Source organism: Streptomyces sp. NPDC002032, from assembly GCF_042890765.1.
In the GTDB taxonomy this organism is placed as follows: Bacteria; Actinomycetota; Actinomycetes; order Streptomycetales; family Streptomycetaceae; genus Streptomyces.
On record NZ_JBIASM010000010.1, the window covers coordinates 273,500 to 299,266 of the forward strand.

27 protein-coding genes and 2 pseudogenes are annotated in these 25,767 nt (G+C 70.6%); 15 read left to right on the forward strand and 14 right to left on the reverse strand.

Annotation, left to right across the window (positions count from 1 at the left end; translation table 11 throughout):
- Positions 1-2 precede the first annotated feature (2 nt).
- From ACFYYT_RS24000 to ACFYYT_RS24015, 4 genes and pseudogenes are all read right to left on the reverse strand, one after another.
- Positions 3-1,154, reverse strand: coding sequence for a YbdK family carboxylate-amine ligase (locus ACFYYT_RS24000; RefSeq protein WP_351818569.1), 1,152 nt, complete (start codon positions 1,152-1,154; stop codon positions 3-5).
- 1 nt (position 1,155) lies between these two features.
- A pseudogene (locus tag ACFYYT_RS24005) lies at positions 1,156-1,495 on the reverse strand (plasmid stabilization protein).
- A gap of 86 nt (positions 1,496-1,581) precedes the next feature.
- Positions 1,582-2,067: an STAS domain-containing protein gene (locus ACFYYT_RS24010; protein WP_351818566.1), complete on the reverse strand. Its 486-nt coding sequence runs from the start codon at positions 2,065-2,067 to the stop codon at positions 1,582-1,584.
- Positions 2,068-2,124: 57 nt separating this feature from the next.
- The gene (locus tag ACFYYT_RS24015) at positions 2,125-2,442 is read right to left on the reverse strand and encodes a winged helix-turn-helix domain-containing protein (protein WP_351818563.1); all 318 of its coding nucleotides are present in this window, start codon (positions 2,440-2,442) and stop codon (positions 2,125-2,127) included.
- A 1,017-nt stretch (positions 2,443-3,459) separates the two neighbouring features.
- Between ACFYYT_RS24015 and ACFYYT_RS24020 the strand changes: the two genes are divergently transcribed.
- Positions 3,460-3,825: a MerR family transcriptional regulator gene (locus ACFYYT_RS24020; protein WP_351818560.1), complete on the forward strand. Its 366-nt coding sequence runs from the start codon at positions 3,460-3,462 to the stop codon at positions 3,823-3,825.
- A gap of 100 nt (positions 3,826-3,925) precedes the next feature.
- Positions 3,926-4,255, forward strand: a complete 330-nt coding sequence (locus tag ACFYYT_RS24025; RefSeq protein WP_351818557.1) for an STAS domain-containing protein — start codon at positions 3,926-3,928, stop codon at positions 4,253-4,255.
- 66 nt (positions 4,256-4,321) lie between these two features.
- On the opposite strand, the gene ACFYYT_RS24030 is transcribed toward ACFYYT_RS24025, so the two are convergent.
- From ACFYYT_RS24030 to ACFYYT_RS24060, 7 genes are all read right to left on the reverse strand, one after another.
- Positions 4,322-4,810 (reverse strand): SRPBCC family protein, encoded by a 489-nt coding sequence (locus ACFYYT_RS24030; protein ID WP_351818555.1) that lies wholly within the window; start codon positions 4,808-4,810, stop codon positions 4,322-4,324.
- Between the two features lie 169 nt (positions 4,811-4,979).
- The gene (locus ACFYYT_RS24035) at positions 4,980-5,453 is read right to left on the reverse strand and encodes a hemerythrin domain-containing protein (protein ID WP_351818552.1); all 474 of its coding nucleotides are present in this window, start codon (positions 5,451-5,453) and stop codon (positions 4,980-4,982) included.
- Between the two features lie 256 nt (positions 5,454-5,709).
- Positions 5,710-6,063: a PRC-barrel domain-containing protein gene (locus tag ACFYYT_RS24040; protein ID WP_351818549.1), complete on the reverse strand. Its 354-nt coding sequence runs from the start codon at positions 6,061-6,063 to the stop codon at positions 5,710-5,712.
- A 180-nt stretch (positions 6,064-6,243) separates the two neighbouring features.
- Entirely contained in the window at positions 6,244-6,405 is a 162-nt protein-coding gene (locus ACFYYT_RS24045) for a hydrophobic protein (protein ID WP_351818546.1), read from the reverse strand.
- A gap of 122 nt (positions 6,406-6,527) precedes the next feature.
- Complete coding sequence (locus ACFYYT_RS24050) at positions 6,528-6,905, reverse strand: fic family toxin-antitoxin system, toxin component (protein ID WP_385321722.1); 378 nt, start codon at positions 6,903-6,905, stop codon at positions 6,528-6,530.
- Between the two features lie 9 nt (positions 6,906-6,914).
- On the reverse strand, positions 6,915-7,142 hold the full coding sequence (locus ACFYYT_RS24055) for a hypothetical protein (protein WP_351818543.1): 228 nt from the start codon (positions 7,140-7,142) through the stop codon (positions 6,915-6,917).
- Positions 7,143-7,271: 129 nt separating this feature from the next.
- Positions 7,272-7,553, reverse strand: a complete 282-nt coding sequence (locus tag ACFYYT_RS24060; protein WP_351818541.1) for a hypothetical protein — start codon at positions 7,551-7,553, stop codon at positions 7,272-7,274.
- A 473-nt stretch (positions 7,554-8,026) separates the two neighbouring features.
- On the opposite strand from ACFYYT_RS24060, the gene ACFYYT_RS24065 reads away from it, so the two are divergent.
- From ACFYYT_RS24065 to ACFYYT_RS24085, 5 genes are all read left to right on the forward strand, one after another.
- Entirely contained in the window at positions 8,027-8,416 is a 390-nt protein-coding gene (locus tag ACFYYT_RS24065; RefSeq protein WP_351818538.1) for a hypothetical protein, read from the forward strand.
- 182 nt (positions 8,417-8,598) lie between these two features.
- Entirely contained in the window at positions 8,599-9,003 is a 405-nt protein-coding gene (locus ACFYYT_RS24070) for a helix-turn-helix transcriptional regulator (RefSeq protein ID WP_351818535.1), read from the forward strand.
- Between the two features lie 847 nt (positions 9,004-9,850).
- On the forward strand, positions 9,851-10,411 hold the full coding sequence (locus ACFYYT_RS24075) for a hypothetical protein (protein WP_351818532.1): 561 nt from the start codon (positions 9,851-9,853) through the stop codon (positions 10,409-10,411).
- 142 nt (positions 10,412-10,553) lie between these two features.
- Positions 10,554-10,733 (forward strand): hypothetical protein, encoded by a 180-nt coding sequence (locus ACFYYT_RS24080; protein ID WP_351818529.1) that lies wholly within the window; start codon positions 10,554-10,556, stop codon positions 10,731-10,733.
- 148 nt (positions 10,734-10,881) lie between these two features.
- Positions 10,882-12,378, forward strand: coding sequence for an aKG-HExxH-type peptide beta-hydroxylase (locus ACFYYT_RS24085; RefSeq protein ID WP_351818526.1), 1,497 nt, complete (start codon positions 10,882-10,884; stop codon positions 12,376-12,378).
- Between the two features lie 285 nt (positions 12,379-12,663).
- On the opposite strand, the gene ACFYYT_RS24090 is transcribed toward ACFYYT_RS24085, so the two are convergent.
- Positions 12,664-15,156 carry a YfhO family protein gene (locus tag ACFYYT_RS24090; protein WP_388609190.1) on the reverse strand — a complete coding sequence of 831 codons (2,493 nt, stop codon included), beginning with the start codon at positions 15,154-15,156 and terminating at the stop codon, positions 12,664-12,666.
- Between the two features lie 1,020 nt (positions 15,157-16,176).
- Between ACFYYT_RS24090 and ACFYYT_RS24095 the strand changes: the two genes are divergently transcribed.
- The 3 genes from ACFYYT_RS24095 to ACFYYT_RS24105 all read left to right on the forward strand — a co-directional run bounded on the left by ACFYYT_RS24095 (position 16,177) and on the right by ACFYYT_RS24105 (position 18,158).
- Positions 16,177-16,308, forward strand: a complete 132-nt coding sequence (locus tag ACFYYT_RS24095) for a hypothetical protein (protein ID WP_351818520.1) — start codon at positions 16,177-16,179, stop codon at positions 16,306-16,308.
- A gap of 394 nt (positions 16,309-16,702) precedes the next feature.
- Positions 16,703-17,266 (forward strand): papain-like cysteine protease family protein, encoded by a 564-nt coding sequence (locus ACFYYT_RS24100; RefSeq protein WP_351818518.1) that lies wholly within the window; start codon positions 16,703-16,705, stop codon positions 17,264-17,266.
- A gap of 10 nt (positions 17,267-17,276) precedes the next feature.
- Entirely contained in the window at positions 17,277-18,158 is an 882-nt protein-coding gene (locus ACFYYT_RS24105) for a hypothetical protein (protein WP_351818515.1), read from the forward strand.
- 1,316 nt (positions 18,159-19,474) lie between these two features.
- On the opposite strand, the pseudogene ACFYYT_RS24110 reads toward ACFYYT_RS24105, so the two are convergent.
- Positions 19,475-19,786, reverse strand: a pseudogene (locus ACFYYT_RS24110) (transposase); the annotation flags it as partial.
- A 208-nt stretch (positions 19,787-19,994) separates the two neighbouring features.
- On the opposite strand from ACFYYT_RS24110, the gene ACFYYT_RS24115 reads away from it, so the two are divergent.
- The 3 genes from ACFYYT_RS24115 (at position 19,995) to ACFYYT_RS24125 (ending at position 22,121) form a co-directional block, all read left to right on the forward strand.
- Positions 19,995-20,513, forward strand: a complete 519-nt coding sequence (locus ACFYYT_RS24115) for a MarR family transcriptional regulator (protein WP_351818512.1) — start codon at positions 19,995-19,997, stop codon at positions 20,511-20,513.
- A 118-nt stretch (positions 20,514-20,631) separates the two neighbouring features.
- The gene (locus ACFYYT_RS24120) at positions 20,632-21,120 is read left to right on the forward strand and encodes a hypothetical protein (protein ID WP_351818507.1); all 489 of its coding nucleotides are present in this window, start codon (positions 20,632-20,634) and stop codon (positions 21,118-21,120) included.
- Positions 21,121-21,236: 116 nt separating this feature from the next.
- The gene (locus tag ACFYYT_RS24125) at positions 21,237-22,121 is read left to right on the forward strand and encodes an NmrA family NAD(P)-binding protein (protein ID WP_351818505.1); all 885 of its coding nucleotides are present in this window, start codon (positions 21,237-21,239) and stop codon (positions 22,119-22,121) included.
- A 1,852-nt stretch (positions 22,122-23,973) separates the two neighbouring features.
- On the opposite strand, the gene ACFYYT_RS24130 is transcribed toward ACFYYT_RS24125, so the two are convergent.
- Entirely contained in the window at positions 23,974-24,420 is a 447-nt protein-coding gene (locus ACFYYT_RS24130; RefSeq protein ID WP_351818502.1) for an Lrp/AsnC family transcriptional regulator, read from the reverse strand.
- A gap of 93 nt (positions 24,421-24,513) precedes the next feature.
- On the opposite strand from ACFYYT_RS24130, the gene ACFYYT_RS24135 reads away from it, so the two are divergent.
- A complete protein-coding gene (locus ACFYYT_RS24135) occupies positions 24,514-25,332 on the forward strand; it encodes an LLM class flavin-dependent oxidoreductase (RefSeq protein WP_351818500.1) in 819 nt (272 codons plus the stop codon).
- Positions 25,329-25,766, forward strand: coding sequence for a nucleoside deaminase (locus ACFYYT_RS24140; RefSeq protein ID WP_351818723.1), 438 nt, complete (start codon positions 25,329-25,331; stop codon positions 25,764-25,766). The genes ACFYYT_RS24135 and ACFYYT_RS24140 overlap by 4 nt, the downstream gene beginning before the upstream one ends.
- Position 25,767 lies beyond the last annotated feature (1 nt).

A 25,767-nucleotide genomic window follows, 5' to 3' on the forward strand; every position in this document is an offset into this window, starting at 1 on the left:
CCTCACCCCGGGGCGCCACCGCTGCGCGCGGTGGCCAGCACGAGGCGGTCCACCACCGCGGACGGTCCGGCACCTCCCGCCGCCCAGGACCGCTGGCGGGCCGCGCCGTCGCCGAGCGCGGCCAAGCGGCTGAACAGGCCCGTGACCTCCCCCAGATCCCCGGCCTCGTCCAACGCGGGCCGTACGAGGGCCACCAGCTGGTCGGCGAGCTCCCCAACCGGCCGGGAGCGGCCCGTTGCCGGGTCGAAGCCCGCACCGCTCCACCCGTCGCGGGCCGCGCGCCAGCACGCGGCCCGCACCACCTCACCCTCCCAGGGCCGCCCCGGGTCCCCCCGCTGCGCCCGAGCGGCACAGGTCCGGACGAGGGCGCGCAGGAGGACGGCGACGGCGACGGTGTCATCGAGGTCCTGCATCACGTCCATCGCCCTGATCTCCAGGGTCGGCAGCCGCGGGTTGGGGCGCAGATCCCAGAACGGCGTGTTCGCGTCCAGCATGGCCTCGGTGTCGGCGATCGTCTCCGCGAGGCGCTGGTGTTCCCGCCAGGAGGCCGCGTAGGGCGGGGGACCCAGACAGGGGAAGCGGCTGCGGATGACCGCACGCCAGCTGGCGTAACCGGTGTCGGTCCCGAGGTGATGGGGCAAGTTGGCGGTGAGCGCGATGAGCAGGGGCAGCCAGGGCCGCAGATGGTTCGCCGTCAGGACGGCGAGCTCCCGGTCGGGCAGGTGCACGTGGACGTGCAGGGCGCTGATGGCGAAGTCATCCATCATGCTCCGGTACTGCTGCCGGCCCGCCTCGTAGCGCGGATGGTCGGCCACCTGCGCCGGACCGGCCTCCTGCAGCACCGCCGTGCCCGACGCGCACAGACGCACCCCCTCGGCCCGGGCCGCCGCGACCAGCGCCCCCCGGACCCGCTCCAGCTCCCCGCGCAGCTCGCCCGCGGACCGGCAGGGAGGGGTCCGCCCTTCGACCTGGCACAGAGCGAACTCCTTCGTCACCAGATCGCCCACCTCACGGGCCGCACGCGCGACCACCGCGGGCCCCGCCGGGACGATCAGGCGGGTACGAGGGTCGACGAGGAAGAACTCCTCCTCCACCCCGATCGTCGGAATCCGGCCGTCCAGGCCGGGGCGGGGCGCGGGTGCGGGATCGCTCACCTCAGCGGCCGAGAGCGTTCTTCAGCTGCTGCTTGCTCATGTTCGAACGGCCCTCGATGTCGCGCTTCCTCGCCTCCTGGTACAGCTGCTCCTTGGTGGGCTCCGATGACGATGAGCGGCCGCCCGAGCGGGAGGACGTCCCCCCACCGCGCGAAGAAGCCGAGGCGCCCCGCGTGGAGGTGGCGCCGGCCGTCTTGCTCTCGCCGGCCCGCGCACGTTCCTTGTTCACGGTCCGGGCGGGCCATCTCCTCCGCCCGGCCCTCGGACATGCCCCGCTTCTCTCCCGACTCCTTGACGTGTTCGTACTGGCGTTCCCGCTTCGGGCTTGATCCGCGAGGCATGGCCGAACCTTTCGTCGCATGGGTGTCACGGCCATGCTGCGCCCGGCGGGATGGTCTCGCATCCCACGGCATCGCGGTCCCGGGGGTCAGGGTTCGTCCGTGTAGGCGATCACGGAGTCGTCCCGGGAAGGGCGGCCGAAGTGGCCGGTGGCAGGGTCGCACGCCCGGCCCGCGGGGCGCGGTTTTCCGCCGGAGCGCGTGGTGTCGCGCCTCGTGTCGCCGTGGATGGTGAACAGGTGCCGGGTCTCGGTGAGGTCGAGGAGGCGGTCGAGCTGGGGGTTGCTCCGCAGGGTGAGGGTCTTGCCGGCCTGAGCGGCGAGGCGGTTGAGATGGAGCATGAGGTGCAGGCCGGCACTGTCGCAGAAGGTCAGGGCGGACAGGTCCACGTCGAGGCCGGTGCGGCTCGCTTCGAGGGCCGCGAGGAGGTCGGCGCGTACGTCGGGGGCGTCGTCCATGTCGATCTCTCCGCGGATCCGGGCGGTGATGCGCTCGGGCCCGGGTTCGACGTCCACGGTGACGAGCGGGTCGTCGGCGTCGCCGGGGCCGGCGCTTGCCGGGTCGGGGTGCGTCATGGCCAGTGTCCCTTCGGGCGTCGGCTCTCAGGTGGGGCGGATCTTCTGGGGATATCGCTAGGGGCCGTCCGGGCGGTCCGGGCCGAGATCGACGAGGACGTCGAGCAGCGGGGTGATCTCGCCGAACCCCTCCGCCGGGTGGCGGAAACGGGTGCCGTCGGTGACCTGGTAGCGGTTGCGACGCCCGTGCCGGGCCCGGGTCAGGTATCCGGCGTTCTCCAGGTCGGTGACGACGGCCCGGACGGCGCGTTCGGTGATCTGGCAGGTGTCGGCCATCTCCCGCATCCGCAGTTCCGGATCACGCAGGAGCATGGCGAGGATCCGGGCGTGGTTCGTGACGAACGTCCAGCTGGTCCGTGGCTCGGCCGATTCCATACCCGAATCATAGGATCCGCGGTTCCGGTATGACCAGGCGGCGTGCTCGGGGAACCGGCTCGCCCGGGTGGTGGTGGCGTCCATCGTTCCCCTCCCAGCAGCCGTCGCGCTCGCGGGCCGGCGCCCTCGCCTATGTGCCCGCCCTTCGGCGGGCCAACCTCACCGGGCTCGATTTCCTGAGAGGCCAGGGCGCGAAAATCTATGTCGGCCGGAGTAGACATTGGGTGGTGAGCCAGTTATGGTTTCTCTCGTAGCCCGAAGAGAACGAAGGGCCCGGCAGAGATGAACTGCCGGGTAGCAGTGCAAGCGGTATCCGCAGGTGCAAGACGGTGCGGTGGTGGAGTTTCGAAGCCAGAGCGGTTGCAGGACGGCGACGGGACTGACGACCGGACCGGGTGGCCCGCAGTCATCAGGGGCCGCCGTGAGCAGTACGAGCAGTACCAGCAGTTCACGCAGTGATGGCAGTACTCAGCAGTGAAGTGAGCAGCACCTCGGTGAAGGCGTCGGCTGCGGGCGCGCGCACCGGGAAGTCCGGCAGTGGGGTTCTAAGCCAGAGCAGACGCAGGATGGGCGACGGGGCTGGCTGCCGGAGCGTGGCGCTCGAACAGGCCATGCGCGGTAACGCGGTATCAGCAGTATCGAGTGGAGCAATACCCGCAGTGCAGTACCCGTAGTTCGCAGTATCAGCAGTTCGCGGTACCAGCAGTTCGCAGTATGAGCAGTTTCGCAGTACCAGCAGTTCCCGTAGGTAAGCAGTTGATCACCGAGGGAAGAACGGAGGGGCAGGCACCATCAGGATCGCCCGGACGCCACGCGAGTCCGGGTACCGCAGGACATCGATAGTGAGGTGGTCTCCGGTCGAACAACCGCGATCCCCGCACATCCCGCCTCCGATCATGCGGGCGTGCGGAACGAGGCCGGCGCATTTCCAGGGCCGGTAGATGGTGTAGCAGTTCCTTCGGGGCCCGGGCGCAGGTAGGCGCCCGGGCCCCTCCACGTGTTCCACAGAGAGGTTCCATGACCGCAGACGACACCAACGTCCGTCTTGATGACGACGACTACCCCGCCTACACCATGGGCCGGGCCGCCGAAATACTCGGCACCACCCAGGGCTTCCTCCGCGCCATCGGCGAAGCCCGCCTCATCACCCCGCTCCGCTCGCCGGGCGGCCACCGCCGCTACTCCCGCTACCAGCTGCGCGTCGCTGCCCGCGCCCGGGAGCTCGTCGACCAGGGCACCCCCATCGAAGCCGCCTGCCGCATCGTCATCCTCGAAGACCAGCTCGAAGAAGCCCAGCGCCTCAACGCCGAATACCGTCGCGGCGCCGGCCAGGCCGGCACCTCCGGCAAGAGCCCGGCGGAGGCGGAGGCGTCCCTCGCGTAACCGCTGCCCAGGTCCGCCCCTGCCCGCGGGCGGAACGGCAGCGGCCAGCCCGACCGGACCCGCTGTGATCCCTTTGGCCATCATCAAAAACAAATGTCGGATGGAGACGACGGTGCGGGTGTTGCCTGACGTGGACGGTGTCCGCGTGATCGTGTGTACGGGTGAACTCGACCTCGACACCGTGGAGCCGCTCCAGTCCGCCACCGAGCAGGCCATCGCGGACCGGGGCCTGCGGCGGATCGTGGTGGACGTGAGCGCACTGACCTTCGCGGACTTCTCGGTCCTCCACCAGCTGGTGCGCCTGCTGCGCACCGGCCGTCTGGTCCTCGCCGGCCCGCTTCCCCCTCAGCTCGCGCGTCTGCTGGAGGTGACCGGTACGGCTCCCGTGTTCACGGTCGCCGGGGACGTGGATACGGCCCGCGCCGCGTAGGACGCCCGCTCCCGGCCGGCGTGGCTGTGCGGCGATCGCGTGCCGGCCGGACCCCCGCCGACAGCTTCACGCGTGGCGCGCGGCTGTCCGAGGCCGCTGCCGTCCCCGTCCCTGTCCCTGTCCCTGTCCCTGTTCGACGGTCTTGGCGAGGCGCGCGAGCATCCCGCGGTGGCGCAGCTGGAGGGCGGCCTCGATGACGGGATTGTGGAGGGTGCCGCCCAGCCCGCGCAGCGGATGTTCGTCGCAGACGACGAGGGTGTCCTCTCCCCACGGCCGCAGCTGGAGGAAGATGCGCGCCGTGCCCAGGGCCTTGAACGCCGCTTCGAGCTCCAGTTCCCGGCCGGTCTCCCGGTGCCGGACGGTGGTGGTTCCCTCGGCTGACCACGGCCCGAGCCGGACCGTGTAACGGAGGCGGGAGCCCGCGTCCGGCCAGTTCCCGTCGAGGGGAACGGACTGCGAAGGCCCCACCACCCACTGCCCGTACAGGGCCGGATCGGCGAGTACGTCCCACACCTCGTGCGGGGGACGCCGGATCAGCTGATGACGGACGGCCATGGGACTCCTGCCGGTGCGAGATCGGTCTGGTCAGCGGAACGTGGGCGCGCACGTCCGGGCGGTCGGCGCATGGTGCTTCGCGGAGACACCGGTACGCCGGTAGGCCGGCCGCACCGCCCGGTTCGCCGCAGGGGGGCCTCCAGTGGTGGTCCGGCGTCGTCCGGTCCTCCTACTGGTCGGCGCTGGGGACGGTGAGGGGGTCGCCGGGGGCGGTCTTCTTGGCGGCTTCCATCTCCTCGCCGAGTTCGGTGAGGCGGTTGCGGCCCATGGCCTTGCGGACCTCGGGGAACCACTCCTTCTCCTCTTCCTCGACGTGGTGGCGCACGTTCTCCATCAGCACGGTCATCTTGGCGTCGAACCGCTCGTCGGCCGCGTCGAGCCCCTTGAGCTCGGAGAGCATCCACAGCACGACGTGGTGCTCCTCGATGCTCTCCAGGACATGGTCCTTGGTGTCGGGCGCGGCCTCCCGGGCGGCCGGGTAGAAGATCTTCTCCTCGATCCAGGTGTGCGTGGTGAGCTCCTCGATCACCTGGTCCACGATCTTGCGCTTCTCGCCGTGCGCCTTCTCCCCGGCCTTCTCGAACTGCTTGAACAGCTTCTCCACCGTCTTGTGGTCCTCTTTGAGCAGCACGATTCCGTCCACAGCACTTCCTCAGGTCCGCGTTCCGGGGCGGCGAGCGCCGCCCCCGCACCCGTCTGCCCCCAATACCCCCGCACTAGCCGCCGGGACGGCGCGGATGCCCCGGACGGACGACGCGACTGCGCCGTACGCGCAACCCGACGCCCGCCCAGCCGCCCCGGCCGAGAAGCTGCTCGAAACGGCGATCGGGCCGGGGCGGCAACCGTGTGGTTGCCGCCCCGGCCCGACCGTTCGCGGGACGCCCCGCGTGGAATGCCCGTCAGGGGCGGTTGGGGTTCCCGTAGTAGCCGCCGACCTGACGGTGGTAGTCCTCGTTCCCGAGGTGGGTGTCCTTGTCGAACTCGGGTGCGGCCTTGATCTGGTCCTTGGTCCGGTCGACGTAGACCTTCTGCTCGTTGGGGTCGATGCGGCTGATCGTGCCGGCGGGCAGGAGGACCTCCTTGCCGAAGATCCAGGGGCCGGTGTCGACGACGATGTACGCGGAGCCGACGTCCTCGGAGTGCTTGTCGACCTTGCCGATGGACCCGTCCGCGGCCTCGACCTTGTAGCCGGTCAGATCGGTGCCGGCCAGGTGGCCGGAGTTCTCGCGGTAGCCCCACACGTTCTCAGTCATACGAATACCCCTTCATCGATTCCAGTGACTGCTTCAGTGACTGCCCAAAATACGCTTGCCCTGAAATGTCTTTCCGACGCTCCCCGGATCGATATCCGGGAAATCGGGACGAACGCCGAGGGGGGAAACCCCTGTTCCCAAGGCGCTTCGGCTGCTGCCCCCACGGCACGGGCAGGCGTTCTACCAGCGATACCAGCGGCCACTACCGCTCTTCGGCCGGGCGACGAATCCGATCAGCCAGAGCACCAGGACGGCAATGGCGACCCACCAGAGGATCTTCACCGCGAATCCGGCACCGAAGAGGATCAGGGCGAGCAGAAGAACAAGAAGAAGCGGGACCATAGTTATTACCTCCGAGACGCCTTCTGTCCGCAGCCCGCCGAACCATGCGCGGAAAACCGACCTGTTTTCCAACGCTGCGGCGGGGAACCCGAACCACCCGCCCCGCTCCCACCTGACGAGGCCTAGCGGGTCCAGTCCTTCAGCGCGGCCGCGATCTGGCGGACGTCGGCGAGCCCGCCTGCGGCCTGTTCGACGAGGTCGGCGGCTTCCTTCGTGCTTACGTTGACGGTGAGTCCGCTGGCGTGGAGGTAGCCGGCGGCGACCGACGCCGCGAACAGCTCGTTCGAATGCTCCAGCGCTGGTACGCGCACGAGCTGATGGAGGAGGGCGGCGGCCCGGTCGTGGACGTGGGCGTAGACGGGCGTGTCCATGACGTGGAAGCCGTGCCGGGCCCGGGCCGCCTCGAGGGCACCGAAGTCCACGACTTCAGGGTCACCGGGCAGCGCCTCGCGGGCGACGTCGAGGAGCCAGGTCAGATCGACGCGCAGGAACATGGGCATGCCCGCGGGTCAGGCGGCGCTGGCGCCCGGCTCGGCCGGGGAGTTGAAGCGTTCGGCGAACCCCTGCGCGTGCAAGCCGATGAAGCTGCGGGCACCCTCGGTCAACCGCACGCGGACGAGGTCGGCGTCCAGGACCTGCCCGGCGTACGCCTCTGCCGGCACGTGCCTCTGCGCGGCGGCGCGCTGCAACTCCGCGTACGCCTCGTCACTGATCTCGATACGGATTTCCCGTGCCATGCGCTCACGGTAGCGGCCCGTCCCCGCCCACGGCAGCCGCCTGCCGAAAACGCTGCGACCCGGCCTGCGGCGGGCGACAAGGGCCCGCCGGCGGCCGACGGCGTCCGGCGGGCCCTGCCCTGCTGGGCTCTAGTCGGTGCAGTAGCGCTTGATGGCCGCGTCGACGGCGTTCTTGTTGACGGCGTCCTGTGCCGCCTGGCCGCCCAGGCAGCTCGCGTTGAGCCCGCCTCCCGCAGCGGTGTACTTGCCGTTCGGCTGGTCGGCGACCGTGAACTTGCCGTCGTCGCCCACGGTCACCAACACTCCGCCGGGGCCGTAGGTCTGGTCGACCGTCACCTTGGTGCCCTTGTTGAAGCCTTCACCCGTGATGATCGACTGGTCGCATCGCCCGGCTTCGCTTCCACGAAGCACTGCGCGGAGGGCAACGCCTGTGGCGTGGCCGCCCACACCGCCGCCGCGGCAGGCCCGAGGGCGAGCGAGCACGCCAGGAGAGGGGCGCTCAGCATGACACGTGTGCGCTTGTTCATCTTGTTTGTCCTCACACCTACGGTGGGGCGTGGGATAACACGCGGCAGGAAACGATGGCCCGCTCCTCGGCAGACGCGTACGAAGGCGCACGGTCCCTGCCCCCGAGCTGTTCCGTGAGGCGGGGTGGCGCTCCCGCCGGGCGCCGTTCACCCCAGGGCCCACGGGGGCCGCGCACCGACGCCCACGGCGGCGAAGCCGTACAGACCCCAAAAGGCTCCGCTCACCACGAATGACGCGGTCATCACTCTCGGTAACGAGATGCCGCCGCGTGCGGACTGGAACGGGATTTGTGGTGCGGGCGGTCGCCAGCGGGCAGGAGCCAGATGCTCGGGGAATCTCGAACGAGGGACGAGGTCATGTCCAGGAAACCGAAGTCATCGCAGCCCCCGCACGGCGAGGGGCCGAGCCGGCACCCGGGCACCGAACAGCACGGCTGGTCGCCGGACGTCGACAGCACCCGTACCCAGGACAACCCGAGCGCGCACCGCTCCTTCCATCCGGACGAGCACGCCCCGGCCCCCGGGCCCGGCAGGACCGTTTCGAAGGAGGAGACGAAGGGGACGGGCGCCCGCACCGGCGAGAGCAAGAGCCGAAGAGGGGAAGACCTCGCCGAGAAGGGCTCCGAAGGCATGCACGACCGCGGCCCCCAGGGCCGCTCCCAGCGCCCCAGCGGCACCAGGGACGCCTCCGCCATGACCGGCGTGGACCCGCAGGAACCCCACAGCAAACACCGCAAGCCCAGGTAGCCCCCGCTTGCCCCGGCCGGAGCACTACGCCCCCCGAGGCTGCCGCCCACCTTCCCCCAGCCCGCGCCGACCGGGCTCCCCGCGGCTCAGGAGGAGCCCGTGCGCGGACGGACCCCGAGCCGACTCCATGTCGTCTGGCACCGCCCCAGCACGCGCCGCTCGCGCGCGATTAGGGTTTGAGGGTGCAGACGTACAGCATCAGCGAAGCCGCCCGCCTCCTGGGCGTCAGCCCCGACACCACCCGCCGGTGGGCCGACGCGGGACGCTTTCCCGTCCTCTGGGAAGGCGGCAAGCGCCGAATCGCCGGTGCCCACCTCGCCGCGTTCTGCGTCGAGCTCGCCCAGAAGAACGCCGAGGGCGACGAGGCCGACGAGGGCCCGACGCGTACTTCGGCGCGCAACGCGATGCCCGGCATCGTCACCGCAGTCACCCTCGGCGACGTCACCGCGCAGGTCGAGATCCAGGCCGGGCCCCACCGGATCGTTTCCCTCCTGACCCGCGAGGCCGTCGAGGAGCTCGGGCTCGAAGTCGGCGTCGAGGCCATCGCCCGCGTGAAGTCGACGAGCGTCCACATCGACCTCGACTGACCCTCCATCGCGCCCGGACCGGCCCTGCTCGCCACGAGCCCGCGTAGGCCTCGGATTTCGTTGACGAGCATGCGCAGGGTGCGGCCCTTCCCTCAGGTGCTCGACCCCGACCGCCAGCCGCCTCGATGACGACGGCGTGCTCGTCGGGTACACGGCGGCCCTGCCCGGTGCCCCGCCGATGTCCCCGCCCGCCGCAGTCCCCGCCCACCGCCCCCGCCGACGAAGCCAGCAGGCCCCTTTTCCCTGCTTCGAAACTCGCTGGCGAGTCAGCCCTCCCCCGGATTCGCAACCATTTCACCCCAGATATCGCCCCGGAGGGCTGGATTCCGGCTGTACGTCACACCCGGTGAGCATCCGCTTCCCATGTGCCTGAGAACGGCAACTTGACTTATGTTTCACATCGCAGTCGACGCGCGGTCGGCAGTCGGCTAGGTTTCCTGACGTCGCACTTCCTGAGTCCGGGATTGGGGCTGCGAAACGCTGGGTGATGCTGCCCTTGTTCAATGTGTTTCGCATGCCTCCGCCGGCCAGACCGAGAGGAAATTGAGGTGAACGGCACAACGCTCCAGAATAATGAGGTCACTGACATTCTTGATCTCGAATTCGAAATCACGATGGTGTCGGCTGCCGTGCAGGAATGTGGCCCCCTGGCGCCGGTGATGCGCAAGAGGGTTACGCCTGCGGCCCCTCGGTGGGAACGAACGACCCGTGCAGTATGAGCGCCCGCACCCACAGCGGCTGCTGACCTCGCGTTAGGCAGCTGGCAGCGGCGGTCCAGAGCGGATGGTCGCCGCCGCTCCGCACAGACCGACTGTCGATTGAATTTCCGCCGAACCGGAGAGCAGCCGTGAAAGAGATCGAGTCTCGGGTCGGGGCTGTGGCCGAGGCGCTCGCGGATCCGGAATCAGTGATTCGGGAGACCTTGCGCCGTGGCGACTCGGTGCCCATGGGGCCCGGGAACTCTCGCGATGCGTGGATGCCGCTCTCGCTCGACAACGGCAGCCCGGGTATATCGCTGCTATTCACCGAGCTCAGTCATTCGGACAATATCTGGCGGGAGCCGGCGCGCCGCTACCTCGATCGTGCGCTACGGGACCTGAATCCCCGGCAGATGCAGGGATTGCATGACGGATTGACCGCGGTGGCATTCGTGATCCGCTGCTCTCAAGGATATGGAGCCGCGCACTCCGGCAGCGTAAGGAAATCGGCGCAGCGGGCGCCGTGCAGGACGAGGAATTCCTCGCCAGCTGGAACCTGCGGCAGGACGCGGCCGCCGCGTACGGACGGCACGTCCTGCGGGCCGAGGAAGCCCGTCCACTCCCGCACCGGCAACTCCACCGGGGCGGGGCGGGGCGGCGCCGGCGTCGCGATCGACAGCGGCACGCACAGCGCCAACACGACGACCTGATGGGCTCACCCACCCCCTGCGCCCCACTCGTCCCTCTGCAGGCCGCCGGAAACCCGGTACCGCCTGCCCCCGAACTCCGGAGAACCGCTCCGGAAAGCATGAAGCACCGCGGAGAACAAGCACCGCGGAGAAGGAGTAACCCATGTCAGCACAGACCATCCGACTGCCCCAGTTCGCCGTCCCCGTCCTCGACGAGAACGAGGCACCGCGGATCATGACCGACTCCGCGGCCGAGCGTGCCTGGGTCCCGGCATACGCGGCGCAGCTGACCCACGCGTCCGCCGACTCGTCCGCGCCGACGCAGCTCGTCACGGCGGCCTGACCGCAGGTCCCGACCCCCAGCGCCTGAGCAGGCGCACGGCGGTGGAGTGCGCCCCTGTGGGGGCGCGCTCCACCGCGCTCCACCACCGGGGCCGATCCGGACGACGACCCACGGCCGCGCCCCAGGAACGGAACAGAAAGGCATCACCATGGCCACGGTCTCCCCCCGCACGGCGGAGGACATCCTCACGCGGGACAGTCTCTTCGGAGACTCCGCCGCAATCGAAACCAGGAACATCGCCAGGTACCGCCTGGGGCTGGAGCTCCTGGGCGCCCGCGACCCCCAGCACGCCGACGTCCTGCACGAGCTCGCGCTGGCGGGAGACGACCGGCTGCTCCCCGTCCTGGCCGACCCCGTGCTGCGCAACGCCTTCGAAGACGACACCGCCTGTCTGGAAAGCGGCGTGTTCACCGTGAGCGCCCTCGGCGGCTATCTCGCGGAGGGGGCGTGGCAGCAGCTCGCGGACGGCGTCGGCCCCTGCGAGAACCTCATGCGGGCCCCGGCCCGCCCCTGGCCCGAGAACGGGGCTGCCTGGGTTTGGACGGGGCTTGAGAAGGCGGCATCCCGGCAACCCATGGCCGAACGGCTCAGTGAGCTGTGCCGCAACAGCTTCGAACCTGGCACCCAGGCCGAGCCCTTCGACGCGACCCCGGAGATGGTCGAGGCGCTGCGGAAAGGCGCCGGCCTGCTCACGACCCTCCTTCCGGAGATCGGTCCGAGCGTACTGAGACACATCTCGCTGATCGGGTTCAGCGACGGAGACTCCCCGGACGGCCCCCTGCAATCCCTGTCGGGCGGCGACCCGCTGCCGTCCGCGATTCTGATGTCCCCCGGCCGCCTCAGCGATCCCTGGACGACAGCCGAAACGCTGCTGCACGAGGCCGCGCACCTGAAACTGTTCGACGTGCTGCGCTCCTGCTCGCTGGTGGAAGACGGCACCGCCCAGGTGCCGATCCCCTGGCGGCAATCCTCCTGGAGCTTCATCCGAGTGCTGGTGGCGCTCCACTTCTACGCACACCTGACGGTCTTCCAGGCCGCAGCCCGCGACGTTGCTCCCGACCTCGTCGCCCAGTACGGACCCCCGCCCGCCGACGAGGTCATCGACGAGCCGACCCCGGGGAGCCCGGCCGCCACCCTGGGAACCCACCGCACCGTGCTGGAGCGTCTGACCTACCTCGCGGAGCAGGCCCTCTGCGCCGACCACGGGCAAGTGACCCCGGAGGGCCGACGTTTTGTCCGCTGGCTGCTCGACAGCGTCGAGCACTGCGAGCCCCACGTCCGCACCCTGGTCCGGGCTCCGCAAACGGCCGCCGCCCACCCGAGCGCCGAACCCTCACCCTCTGACGGCATCTTCGTGCGCAACGAACCCGCGCTGGTCCATGAGCTGCCCGCCCTCCGACAGCTCCTGGTGCTGCTGCCGGACCAGGCGCGCTTCCACTGGCTCGACGCACACACCTGGACCGTGTACGCCCTCTGCGAAGGCGTCCCGCTGACCGAGCTCGCCGAAAACTACCGCCGTACGGTGCGCGGCCCGCTGAGCGAGAGCGCTGCCCGCAGGATCACCCACAGGTGCCTGGGCCTCCTGCTCGCGGCCGGCCTGGTGTCGCCGCTCGAGACCGTCGCCGTCCACAGCCAAACCCCCTGACGGGCCCGCCCTGCGACGCACCCTCGAAGAGTCCACCCGTCCTGCGGCGCGGGGCGGGCGCTCTCCGAAAGGGGGGTCGATACGGAAGACGAGGTGGTCGAGGCGGGGGCCCATATCTGGGCCGCTGCCTGTCCCCGGATGATCCCACGAGGTCCCGACCACGGTTGCGGCCCGGGCCCTGTGCCCCGTACCAGCCCGAGCAACGCTGGTACCGGTAAGGGCGCGGGCGCCCGGCGAGCGGGCCGGGCAGGCGAGAACGCGGGGCGGACGCGGCACGGGTGGCCCTCACCGGCGGGCACGGGGGGAGGCAGCCGAGATGCCGGGCGGGGTCCCGCGCGCCCATCGTGGCGTCCGTTGGCGTACAGCACCGCAGAGACCGCAAGTCAACAGGACGACCAGGGCCAGAGCGGCCACCCACAGTCCGGCGCGCAGCCCGGGGGGCTGGTACGAGCACGCGACACGGGATCCGCCGTCGCCGAGGTCCACCGCGATCAACCCGGCGAGCGCACCGGGCGCCTTGGCCTCTCCCGCGTCCACCGAGCAGCCCCATCCGTCGACGACGGGTACGGAGATCACGGCAGTGCCCGTGGTGCGGTGAGGGAAGACCGCCCCGATCGAGTGACCACCGGCTGTGATCTCGCGCGGCGCCGAGTCCTTCAACCGGTGCACCGCAGTGGCCAGCGCTCGGTGATCGAGGCAACCGACGGGAAAGCGGGGGATGCTCTGAGCACCGTCCGGGATGAATGTGGAGGTGATCTCACCGCTGGCCGGAACCGTGCCGAGCGGCAACAGCCCGTTCCTGGTCATCGGGTACTGGGCCGACCGGTCGTAGCCGGTGCCGGCCCCGCGCAGTGTGCCGGAGAACCAGGGGACATCGGCGAATGCCGAGGTGCCTGGCGCACAAGCGACGGTGATGGCGGTCGGGACGCCGCCCGGCAGGTGCCATGTCCCGTCCTGGCCGGGGGGGAGGCCGGAGGCTTCCGGCCTTTCAACGGGCGGGGTGGTGTAGATGTCGGCGCCCAGCACTCGCTCCTGGCGCGCGAAGACGGATTCCTCCCGTGGCCCCGCGGCCGGCGCGCCCCGTCGCAGGGTGACCACGGGCAGCGTGTCCACGTTCCGCTGAACGAAGTCCTGCGGTGCATCCGCGTCGAGGTAACTGCCCACGCCCATGATCGCGCGCCCGGCCGGATCCGTGAAACTCGTGGTGTGCCGGCCTTGGATGTACCAGCCGGCACCCAAACGGCTCAACGTGTCCGCCGTTCGCGCGGGCATGTAGCTGCTGTAGTACGCGCCGCCCTGGCCGCCCAGGAGGAGCGGGTCGTTGTCGGCGAACTCGTGCGGGCCGGGATCGCTGCGCGTGTACGGCCAGTGGTCTTCGGACCGGATCGCACGGTACGCCGCGCGCGAGCGGTCGTCCAGGGTCCGCTTCGGCCTCCACCACGGATCCTGATCCCGCACCTCGCTGACGGACAGGACTGCGAAGACGGTGGCGAGGAAGACCGTGCCGAGCAGCCCACTGGTGACGGCTCCTCGCGTCGTGCGGGAGTCGCTGCACCGTAGGAGCGCCAGCAGGAGTACCAAGGTCGCGGCGCCACCGACCACCGTGAGGACCCAGGATGTACGCGTGAGGTACTGGCTGGTGCTCGTGACGACGAGCAGCACCACCAGCGCCCCCGCCCCGGCGAGCAGTTCCCGGGGCTCCGGCCGTGCGGCGAGGGCCAGCCACGCCACGCACACGAGCGTGGCCGTCAGAGCGATGGCGGCCCGGTAGGGGCCCCCGTTGGGCAGCGCGAAGCCGTGCCAGAGCAGAATCGTCGGCGTCCAGACGTACGAGAGCGCCACCATGACGATCAGGGCACACCACGTGGCCCGTTCCTTGACAGGCACCCTCCGCATGAACGGGTAGGCGAGGACGAGGAGCAGAGGCAGCACGCCGACGGAAATCTGCGGAGCCGATGTGTGGAAGCCACCCGGCAGGAGATGTGCCAGGTAGTCGCGCAGTCCTGGCGGCCCGCCGTACACGGCCTCGGGCGCGGGCTGAGATGCCTTGGCCGCTTTGAAGGTGACGAAGAGCACGGGAGCGGTCAGCGAGACGCCCACCACCGTCACGGACAGTGCCCGCCCCAGGGCGCGACGCCGTTCGTACGCGGGCCTCTCGTCGAGCACGAGCCGGACCAGCAGGATGAGCCCCATGCCGATGGTCGCCATGGCCGCGGTGTAGAAATTGCCGGCCCAGGAGACGGAGACGAGGAGGGTACCGGCCGCCCAGCGACGCCGGCGCAGACACCAGTCATACGCGAATCCGAGCAGGGGAAAGGCCACCAGCCCCCACATCCACATGGGGTCCGCGAATCCGACGGAGGTGGTCCAGGCGCTGACGGCGTAACCGACCGCAAGTGCCGCTCGCAGCCAGGGTGAGCCGGGACGCAGCCGCCCGAGGTAGACCGTCATCAGAAAGGCCGCGAGTCCCGTGCTGAACACTGTGACCAGGAAGACCGGAAATTCGACATGGTCGCGGGGAAAGAGGCCGACCAGCCAGGAGAAGGGGTTCGCGAGATAGGTGAAGAAGTCCGCCAGAAACGGCACGCCGTAACCGCTTCCCCAGTTGAAGAGGAGATCTCCCTGGGTGTTGCCGTGCATCAGGTCCCACAGGTGGGCGTGAAAGGGCACGAACTGGTTGCCGAGGTCGTTCACCGCACGGGAGCGGCTGCCGAAGGGGTACGTCCCGTGCACGGCCATGGCCAGGCAGTAGGCGCCCATGGAGACCAGCGCCGACAACGTCGCCGCCGCATGCGGCGGGCGCGGACCTCTTCGGGGCGCCGGAGGCCTCATCAAGGTCGTCACCCCTGAGGGGTCTGTCAGAGCCATGTCGTCCCGATCACCTCTCGCTTTCCGGGGGCCAAGCAGCGGCGAGGGCCCGGCACCCCCTGGACGGCACCCGCTGCGCCGATCCGGCCCAGCTGCCGACGTGCCGCGCACGGCAGACGGCACCCGCCTCCACACCACCACGGCCGGGCGCGGCGCGCCGTTCCTACCGGGCCGTTCAGGTGGATTCGGGCAGCGCGACACCAGCCACGGCAAAAGACCGCCCCTCCTCCCGGCTGCGGCCCTGGTACCCTCCTGCGGCCTCGGATCTCGGTGTAATAAACGTCCGGCTTCTGCCGAACTGTTTATCGATATAGAGGTCATCGCAATAGAGGTCATCGCACCGGCCACGGATTGCCATCCGGATGCGTCCAGCCCGCGAACCGGGCTGTGTGCCGGCCTGCCCGCCCCTACCCAGTCGCCACCCGCCGCGCGAGAACAGCCTGGGGGCACGCGACCGTCCGGCTCGGCCCCCTCCTCGCCGCGATCAGCACCGGCAGCGTGTCGCACCGCGCCGCGGCTGCTCTCCACCAGTTCAGCGTCGGTGACTCCCGCGACGATCAGCCCGGCTGGGGCACCGGCACTCGAGAAGTCTGGGGCGGCAGCCGGCGCGACGTGGCCCAGGTGCTGGGCGCTCGGTGCTGGTGGCCCGTGGAGGGGCGGGCGTGTGGGCGGGCTGGGCCCAGTACGGCAGCGGCCGCTCCTTCAGTGCATCGGCGACCGGCGTGCCGGTGGCGGTGAGCGCCGTGGCGCAGAGGGTGGAGACGGTGACCGCGACGCCCACACCGCCCAGGTCGAGGCCGGCGCCGTCCCGCTGCCGGAGTCGGTGACCGTACTGCTGGAGCGCTTGGAGGGTGAGATCGACCGGCTGACGAAGACATTCCCGGTGGCCGCGGTGCGCGCGGCCGCCTGCTGGAGGTCACCGCCGAGCGGGTGGGGTACTGGGCGGCCCGTGGCGCGAGCGCCGATGCGACCGCGGCTCAGGCGGCGGCCGCGCTCGGCGTGGACGAACGGGCCGCGATCGGGCTGCTGGCCCGCTTCGGCCGGTGGAGCCCCTGCACCTGAGCCCGGGCCGGCGGCGACCGGTGCGGCAGGAGGGGCCGGAGGCCCGCGCGCGGACGCGTCAGGTGAGGGCTCGTAGACGACGGTGGTGGTGGGGCAGCCTCGGAGAGCCCGAGGAGCGGGAGGGCGCAAAGAGCTGGCGCGGGCAGGCCACCCGGGTGTTGTCGGGGATGGTCTCGTCCCGCTCCCGGCGATCACCCGGACTCCCCGGCCAGGGGCATCCGCCGCCGGGTGTTACGCGTGAGCCGTGGGTGCCCATTCTGATGATCAGCCGACAAATAGTCAGTACGGGGTAATTTCCTGCAAGCCCGCTATGTGTCCCGGACATGATGCGCTGTCATATTCCTGCCCGATTGCCCCGTTCATCTCGTTCAACCCGTCAGGGGAAGGCAGGAAAATGGGCAGGTTCAGGTACGGCACCATGGCGTCCGCGATCGCGCTGGCCGCCCTGGGATCGCTCGCAGCCACGGGAGGCACAGCTCACGCGGAAGCGGGCCAGGACACCATCACCATGTACAAGCAGGAGAAGACCCAGTGGTGCTGGGTCGCCTCCGGGCTGACCATCGCCAAGTTCCAGGGCTTCGGCTCCACACAGACGGACTTCTGCAGCCGGGCCCAGCCCTACTACGGCTGCAACAACCAGCCCGCCACGCTCGACGACATGGCCAAGGGGTGGAGCAGCCTCGGCATGACCCACACCGGCACCGGGCTGAGCAGCGCGGCCACGTTCAACCAGGTGTACACCGACGTCAAGGCGGCCCGGCCGATCGGTGCCCGCATCGGGTGGACGTCCGGGGGCGGCCACATGAACGTGGTCTACGGCTTCGACACGTCGAAGAACACGATCGCCGTGGCCGACCCGTGGCCGGACACCACCACGTACACGTGGTGGAACTACGACGACTACGTGAGCAACAGCTCGTCCAAGTGGACCCATTCCCGCATCGGTATCTCCCGCTAAGGCAGGCGACATGCGCGACACCAGCGGCACCGGAACGTCCGGCAAGCGGGCGGTCTCTCGCTCCTCCCGTCTCTCCCTCGTCATCGCAGTGAGCGCGTCCGCGCTGCTGTCCGTCGTCGGCCCGACGCACGCGGCCCCCGCCAAGGACCCGCTCCCCGCCGACATCCCCGACTACCAGGCCGCCCTCGACGCGGTGAAGTCAGCCGACGTCCTCAACACCGTCTGTCGCTTCCTGCGCACTCCGGTGCCCGCCGACGGCGCCGGCGGGCCGGTGCAGACGATCCCCGAAACGGCCGAGCCGTGCCAGGGTCTCCCGGCCTTCACGATCAAGGACCCGGTGGCGCGGAACGAGATCACCCCCGGGTTCGTCTCGGGCACCGCGAAGCCGCTGCCCACCGAGGCGATCAAGCTGACCCAGCTGGTCTCCTCGCTGAGCACCACCGTCAACGGCCGCAACGCCACGGTCATGCTCGCCCCCACCCAGGGCGGAGGCTGGCATCTGGCGGCCGTAAGCGACGGCGACAGCGACGCCACGTACGCCGGCAAGGCCACCCTGGGCACACTGGTCTTCACCGAGCCGCAGATCCGCGGCTGGTACCAGCTCAAACTCACCACCGTCGAGCCCCTCAACGACCAGGCACGGCAGGGACTGGGCGGCCGGGCATCGGTGTCGCTCAGCGACTACCAGAAACTGGTCAAGGCCCGTTACGCCGACAAGCTTCCCGGCTCGGAGTACGCCGCCAAGGGCTACTCCAGCGGCTACGGCCTCCAGCGCACGCAGGACGACGCCCCGTCCTCCGCCCTGCTCCTTGCCGGGGGTTCCAGCGCGGCACTCGCCCTTGCGGGCGGAGCCGTCGTGCTCCGCCGGCGACGGCGCGCAAGCACCCGCTGAGCCCAGCCGCGTACCGCCCCTGCGTTCCCTCCCGGCAGCCGGCCGGGACGGACCGCAGGGGCGGTCCGGCCATCCCTCCGTGGGGTGCGCCTGCCAGTGCGCCCTGACCCTGATCTCCCCATGCGGCGACGACGGCCTGGCCCTCGGGGACGAGTGCGCCGGGGGCGCGGCCGCAGCGGCGCAAGCACCGGATCATCGGGCCCTCTCCTTCTCAGGCTCGTGCCACCGTGCCACCGGGCTGGTCGACGGCAACCCGGAGGAGGGCCTGCGGGTGGCCCGGTCCCTGTCCGCGGAGCCGCTGTCGGCGGGCGGCCGGTCCGTCACGGTCCGGCTCACGCACGAGAACGCCCACCAGGACGTCGACCCACCGAGAGGTGAGCCCGCGTGCGCGTCCGCGCACCACACGGCATCCAGCGGCCGGACGGCCGGGCAGCCACCACACGAACCTCTACCACCCGCCCGCCCTTTGTATCTGTATCGCCAGCCACACGAAAGGTGCCGCTACCAGAACAATCAGCACCAGACAGCACGGTACCGGGGACGGCCCCTTGAGTGGCTCGGCTGCTACCTGCGGGGCAACTCGGCGCACGTCGTCGGCGTGATACCGCACCTTGCTGGCGTACCCCGTAGTGGTCGGCCAGCTATCCGTTGCTATACGCACCCCACGGGCCACCGCATTCACATGCACCGAGTGAGGACGGACGCCCGGCCACAGACAACTCACCTCGCGGGCCGTCAGCATGACCTTCTCTTCGTGCGCCATATTCCGCCCTTCCCCCCGGCAGCCAGTGGCACGACATCATGAACTGTCGCATAAGCAGGCGCAGTTGGTTCCTCCATCGCACTTCGAAGTTCCGAGGCGGCGATCCGCTTCCCGGGCCCCGAACGCCTGGCGCGAGCGGGTGTGGCCCTCGTCCTCGAGAACAGGCGGCCAGGATCTGACCGCCGCCCCACCCCGAGTCACCGCGTGAGCATCCGGAGCCGGCCGCTCGGTGTGCCGTCGTCGGTCATCCCGCGCTGGCGTGCCGTTCCGGGTGACGTTCGCAGGATGCTGCTGACTGGTGCAGACCCAACCGTCCGCAGTGGCAGTGCCCGCGCCTTCGTACCTCCCGCAGAATCCTGCCCGGACTGCCGGGGGATCCGGCGACCGCGCCGCGTTTCGCCCCCGGGCCGGGTCGCCTGGGAGCCCACCGATCAGGCCGAGCCCGTACCGGTCCCGCCGACCATCGGCGGCGGCCGGCGCTGACCGCGCAGCCTTCTGACGACCGCGCCCCTGCAGCGCCCACAAGCTGAGCGGCTGGGCAAGCCAGGGGTGGAGCCAGTTCCATCTCCTGGCCGCGCAGAAGAGGACGCCCGGGCCTTCTGCGGTGGGGCACGATCAGCCCCGTTCCGAAGTTGGCGCCGTCCGCGATGACGGTGGTACCCGCGGCCTGCGCTGGTATATCCGACTCCCGCCACACACGGGCGTCGGCCTTGTTTCCGGGTGCCGACCGGGCCGAGACGACGACCAGGCGGCTCTCCGCGTCGATGATGACCTGCACGTTCGCCGAGAACCTGTAGTTCCGGCTCGAGGCGGCGATCGTGCGGTCGCGGACGGGGATCAAGGTGCCGTCCACGATCCGCAGCCGGTCTATAACCGTCACGCACGTTCTGCAACGGCCGTAGGGCGTCTCTTTCGGATCTTGCCGGTCAAGCCCGTGTTGTCTGGTGCGATGCCGGGGGCCACGGGGCGAGCAAGATCCGAAAGGGCCGGCTGGATGCCATGCCCCGCAGGCTGGGTCCACTGTGCCGGAAGACGCCTTGACAGGATGACTGGTTAGCCGCCATATTATTTATATGACGAGGGACGGCATCGACGGCGAGACCCCCACGCTGGACCAGGCCAGGCGGCAGGTCGAGCACTACGGCCTGACCGCAGATCCGCAGGCGGTGCTGGTCGCCGTGCGGCTGATCTCGGCCGGTGCGAGGGTCGGTCGCGCGGCCGAGGCGCACTTCGCCCGGTTCGGCCTGTCCACGGGGCGCTACCGGCTGCTCGCCGATCTCGAAGATCACGGAGGGGAGAAGTCCCCCTCGCTCCTCGCCGCTGACCTGGGTGTTTCAAGGGCCACGATCACCGGCTTGCTGGACGGCCTCGAACGCGAGGGCCTGATCGCCCGCCGCGCGTCCTTGGATGACGGTCGGGGCACGGTGGCCGTCCTGACCGCGCGCGGCGCGCAGCGCCTGCGCGACCTGGCGCCCGAGCACTTCGGGCGGCTGGAAGCGATGGTCAGCGGCCTCTCCGTCGAGGAGCGGGCTGTGTTCCTGGACCTGCTCACCCGTGTCGTGCGCGGCAGTGAGGCGTTGGTCGCCGACTGATCCGACTCGCGGCCGTTGTGGCCCCGCCCTCCGGGCAGGGCCTCTTTTTTCGGGGCAATAGTTAGGCTCCTAATTACATTACGTTCCTCCCGTCCGTACGAACGAGAAAGAGGCCGGAATGCGCGCAACGAAAGACAGAACCAACCGAAACGAGGCCGTCTCCCGCCCGCCCCGGCAGTTCATCTTGTGGCGCGAGGTACTGACCGCCTACGCGGCCCCGGGCCTGATGGCCGGTACCGCGGGGTTCCTCACCGGACAGCGGGACCTGGCGGTGGCCGCCTGCACCTCCATCGCCGGCACCTCGGCCGTGGTGGCGTTCCTGGTCGGCCGCTGGCTGCGGAACCGCGGGCGGTCCCGGCGGTGGACCACCACCGTGCCGCGCGTCCTCCTGACCGCCGTACTCGTCGTCACCGCCGTCGGCGCGGCGGCTCTGCTGGGGTGGTTCGCCGCCCAGTGGCTGCCCGCCCACACCCCGGTCCCCGCCACCCCGTGGCTGGAGCGCCTGCGCATCGACCTGCCCGTGTCCGCGGCCCTCGCCACCACCATCGTCACCCTGCGCTGGCGCAGCACGGCCACCGCATCTCCGGCGCGACCCACCTCGGCATAGCCCACAGGCCCACAGGCCCACAGGCCCACCGGACCCGAGTCCGCCCGGGCCCCACGCGGCAGCGCACCCGCCGCCGCGCCACCACCAGGAAATGAGCACACACGATGATCGTCGTCATGGGAGCGACCGGAGCGACCGGAAACGCCCTGCTCCGCAGCCTCCTCGCGCTCGGCAGCACCCCCGTGCGCGCACTGACCCGCACCCCGCACCGGCCGATCCCCGGCACGACCGGCACGACCGGCACGACCGGCACGACCGGCGCACGCCGGCCGCTCTTCGAGGTCCATTACGCAGACGCCACCGACCCGCACTCCCTGCACACCGCCTTCAAAGGCGCCGATCAGCTCTTCCTCGCCATGGCCAACGGCCCCGCACAGGTCGAACTGGAAACCCGCGCCATCGACATAGCAGCCCGCACGGGCATCGGACACATCGTCAAGATCTCCGCACCCGCCGCCGAAGCCGACTCCCCGGTCGCCGTCTCCCGCGGACACCACGCCGTCGAGGAACACCTGAAGTCCAGTGGCCTCACCCACACGATCCTGCGCCCCTACGCGTTCATGCAGAACCTCCTGCGCCTGGCCCCCGGCATCGCCCAGGGCGTCCTCCTCGGCACGGCCGGCGACGCACCGTACAACTACGTCGACTGCCGCGACATCGGCGACGTCGCCGCCACCGTCCTCACCCGGCCGGACATCGCGGGCGGCATCCACACCCTGACCGGACCCGAAGCCGTCTCGCTTCCCGAACTCGCCGCACGCCTGACCGCCCTGACCGGCACGCCCGTCCGCTACGTCGACCTCACCCCGGACGAGATGCGCGACAGCCTCATCCACCACGCCCACATGCCCGGCTGGCTCGCTGATCATGTGACGGAGATCCAGCAACTCGCCGTGGCCCGACCCGAGGCGCCGACCACCACCGTCACCGACATCCTCGGCCGCCCGCCCCGTACCCTCGGCGCCTTCCTCCACGAACACCGGGCCCACTTCCGCCGGTAGACCGCCCGCCCAGAGCCCGACGCCGGTCCGGCCCGCACCGGACCGGACCGGCACCCGCGTCACGCATCAGCGCTGGGTGCTCACTCGGGCGTCTGATCTGCCACGGTGCTGTGCCCGCATGGCCCGAACCAGAACCAACGGAGGAGGTCCTCGTTGTTGCTGCCGACCCGCTACCGCACCAGGCCGAGGCACACCGGGCACAGCGGATACGGCCAGCCGTGCGGGTAGGGCAGCCGACCAGCCGTCGACAACGGGTTCGCGTTCGTGGACACCTGGCTGCTTCGAGCGGGCGCGTTCCTGGCCGTTCGCCTCACGCACTCAAAGCCCGGACGGCCTCAGGGCAGGGGAAGACCGAACGGTTCCTCCGCGCCGCCCGTGACCAGTTCCTGGTCGAGCTCGACAACCAGGGGGTCGGCCAGATCGAACACCTTGCGGAGCTGAACAGGCTTTCACTGCGTGGGTGCAGACCTCACTGCACGGTGCGCTCGGAGACGGGGCAGCCCCCGATCGAACGGTGGCTGGGTTCGATTCCCCGGCCGTTGCCGCTGCCCGGCCCCGCTGATCATCGGGAGGGGTTTCTGCGGTCGGAGTTCCGGACCGTGACGAAGACCGCGACGGTCAAGGGCGAGCTGGTCTTCGATCGACCTGACCGAGATCGAGGTGAGGGCGGCGGGGAAGGCGGCGGGCAAGCCCTACCGGAATCGACTACCCGAAGATCCTCGACGAGAAGCACACCGCGAACACCGCCAAGGGCGTCAACTACTCGTCCCTGATGGACGATGGGCGGGGACCGCGATGATCGACCGTGTTCAGGGATGCTTCGGTTTCACTTGGGTCCCCTTCGGCCGGAACCTGGCTCCGTCCATGCTCCACCAGCACCACTCCCACCGCGAAGCGGCCGCCCGCATGGAGCGGTGCATCACCAACCGCTCCGGGCCCCAGCCAGGCGTGCTGCGGTCGGCTTTGGGTCCGCTCGCGCGGGGACGCCGCCACGACGACGGCGCTCCAGGCGCCGGGGCGGGGAGGTGGCGCAAAGACGGGCGACATCCGGAAGCGATCATGTCCCGTCGTCGGGCGCGCCGCGCCACCTCCGCCACCACTCCGGGTCCACCGGGGAGGACACCGATCCCGACCCTGACGCCGTACGGGACGGACGCACCGCGGCGCCGCGGCCGGCGTTCTGACGGGCCGGGGCGTGGCGTGGCCCTCGCGATCAGGCGTGGTCCGGCAGCCCGCCCGGAGCGAGGAAGCGGCGGTCGTGCACCACCGGTCCGGCCGGCGCGGGAGCCCGGCACCAGGTGCGGTATGTACTTGGAGCAGTGGATGTAAGCCTCCTCGACGGTGAGGTGGACCCACATCTCGGGGCCGCGCCCCGGCGCGACGTCGCTGGGCAGGCCAGCTGCGCCGAGCGGAGGTCGACGTCGGGGTAGAGCCGCCCGACGGGCTGCGGCAGCCGATGGACGCCGTCGACCGTTGTGCTGTGCTGTGCTCGCCCGCGTGCCGCACCTCCCGTACGCGTACCCGGTAGCGGCGGCCGGGGGTCGGGCCGGCCGCGCGAGGGGTGCGGCATCCCGGTGGTGTCTGGGCGATCGGACGCACGCCACTGCTCGCCCGCCTGTCGCCAATGGGCCTACCGCCGCCGGACTTCGCAGGACCCGTACGTCCAGCCGTAACGCCGCCCTCTGCCCCACCGCGGCCGCTGTCCGGCCAGGGTCGTTGTGGCGGGCGCGGCGGCGGTGCGACCCGCGAGCGGCTTTCGTTGCTGGATCGCCTCGAAGGGCAGCCGCCCGGCTGCGGTGTCCCTACGGAGCCGTCGCCGATGCAGGGGAACGCGGTGGCGGGTCGGCTGTGGTCAGGGGCGGTTGGGACCGCGGTAGGGCAGGGTGCGGCTGTAGACGACGCTGGTGGTCGTGCTGCCGAAGCCGGCCAGTTCGTCCATGAGGGTCTCCAGGTGTTCCATGGAGGTCGCGGCCACCTTCAGGGTGTAGCAGTCGTCGCCGGTGGTGCGCAGGCACTCCAGGATCTCGTGCCGCTCGGTGAGCAGCCGGTGCAGCGGCTGGTGGTGGTTTCCCGGGTACTTCAGCCGGACGACGGCGAGCACGGGATAGCCGACCTTGGCCAGGTCCACCGTTGCGTGATAGCCGGTGATGACGCCCAGGGACTCCAGGTTCCGCACCCGTTCCGTGGTGGCGGAGGAGCTCAGTTTCACGCGCCGTCCGAGCTCGCTGAGGGAGATGCGGGCCTCCCGTTGCAGCTGCCCGATGATCTCCCAGTCGGTCTCGTCAAGGTTCACTGTCATACGGTGAATCTACCGGCAGAACCACGGAAGAAGGCCGCCTCTACAGGGAATTGAAGGTTCCGCATGCCGTGATTGCCGCGATAGCCTCCGATCATGAAACTTGGCGTCAACGTACCGAACTTCGGGCCGGGTACGGATCCCGGCGTGCTGCGCGACTGGGCGCGGGTCTCGGAGGGGCTCGGCTACGACCTGCTCATGGTGTCCGATCACGTGACCGTCACCCCGGACGTGGCCGAGCGGTACCCGGAGCCGTTCTACGAGCCGTTCACCGCGCTGTCCTGGCTGGCCGGGGTCACCACCGGAGTGCGGCTGGGCACGACCGTACTGGTGCTCCCGTACCGGCATCCGCTGTTGGTGGCACGGATGGCCACCAACCTCAGCCGGCTCAGCGGCGGCCGGTTCGTGCTCGGCGTGGGCGTCGGCTGGGCCCGTCAGGAGTTCGACGCGCTCGGCGTGCCGTTCACCGCGCGGGGCCGGCTGACCGACGAGTACCTGGCTGCCCTGCGGGACGCCTGGCGCGCGGGGAGCGAGGACGGCGCGGCCCCGATTCCGGTCTGGGTGGGCGGCCACAGTGCGGCGGCGCTCCGGCGTGCCGCCAGGTTCGGGGACGCCTGGCACCCGCTGCGGCTCTCCCTGGCCCGGATGCGCACGGTCCTGACGGAGCATCCGGTACCGGCGTTCGCACCGCGCATCGCCCTGCGCCTGACCGAGACCCCGGTCGCCGACCCCGAGCGGATCGCCGGCGTCGGGACCGTCGAGCAGGTCCTCGACGATCTCGACCAGCTGCGCCTGCTCGGCGCCGACACCGTCGTGCTCGACCCCTACCACGGCGATCCGGAAGAGACCCGGCAGCCCCACACGGCCTGGCGGGCCCTCGCCGAGGTGGCCACCCACTGGAGGACCGCTTCATGATCACCACTGCCGACGAGACACTCCTGCGCCGCGCGATCGCCATCGCGGCCGCCGCCGTCGCCGGGGGCGACGCACCGTACGGTTCCCTGCTGGCCGGGCCGGACGGCACGATCCTCGCCGAGGCCCACAACACGGTCCGCCGCGACGGCGACATCAGCGCCCATCCGGAGCTGAAGCTGGCCCGTTGGGCGGCCCGCGAACTCGACGCGGACACGGCCGCCCGCACCACCCTGTACACCAGCTGCCAGCCGTGCGCGATGTGCGGCGGCGGCATCGTCCGCTCCGGTATCGGCCGGGTCGTCTACGCGCTCTCCACCGAGCAGCTCGTGGAGCTCAACCCGCAGTCGGGCGAATGGCCGACGGTGGCGCAAGAGGGCCCGGCCCTGCTCGACGAGGCACGCACCCCCGTCGAGGCCTACTACGAGCGAGGGTGAC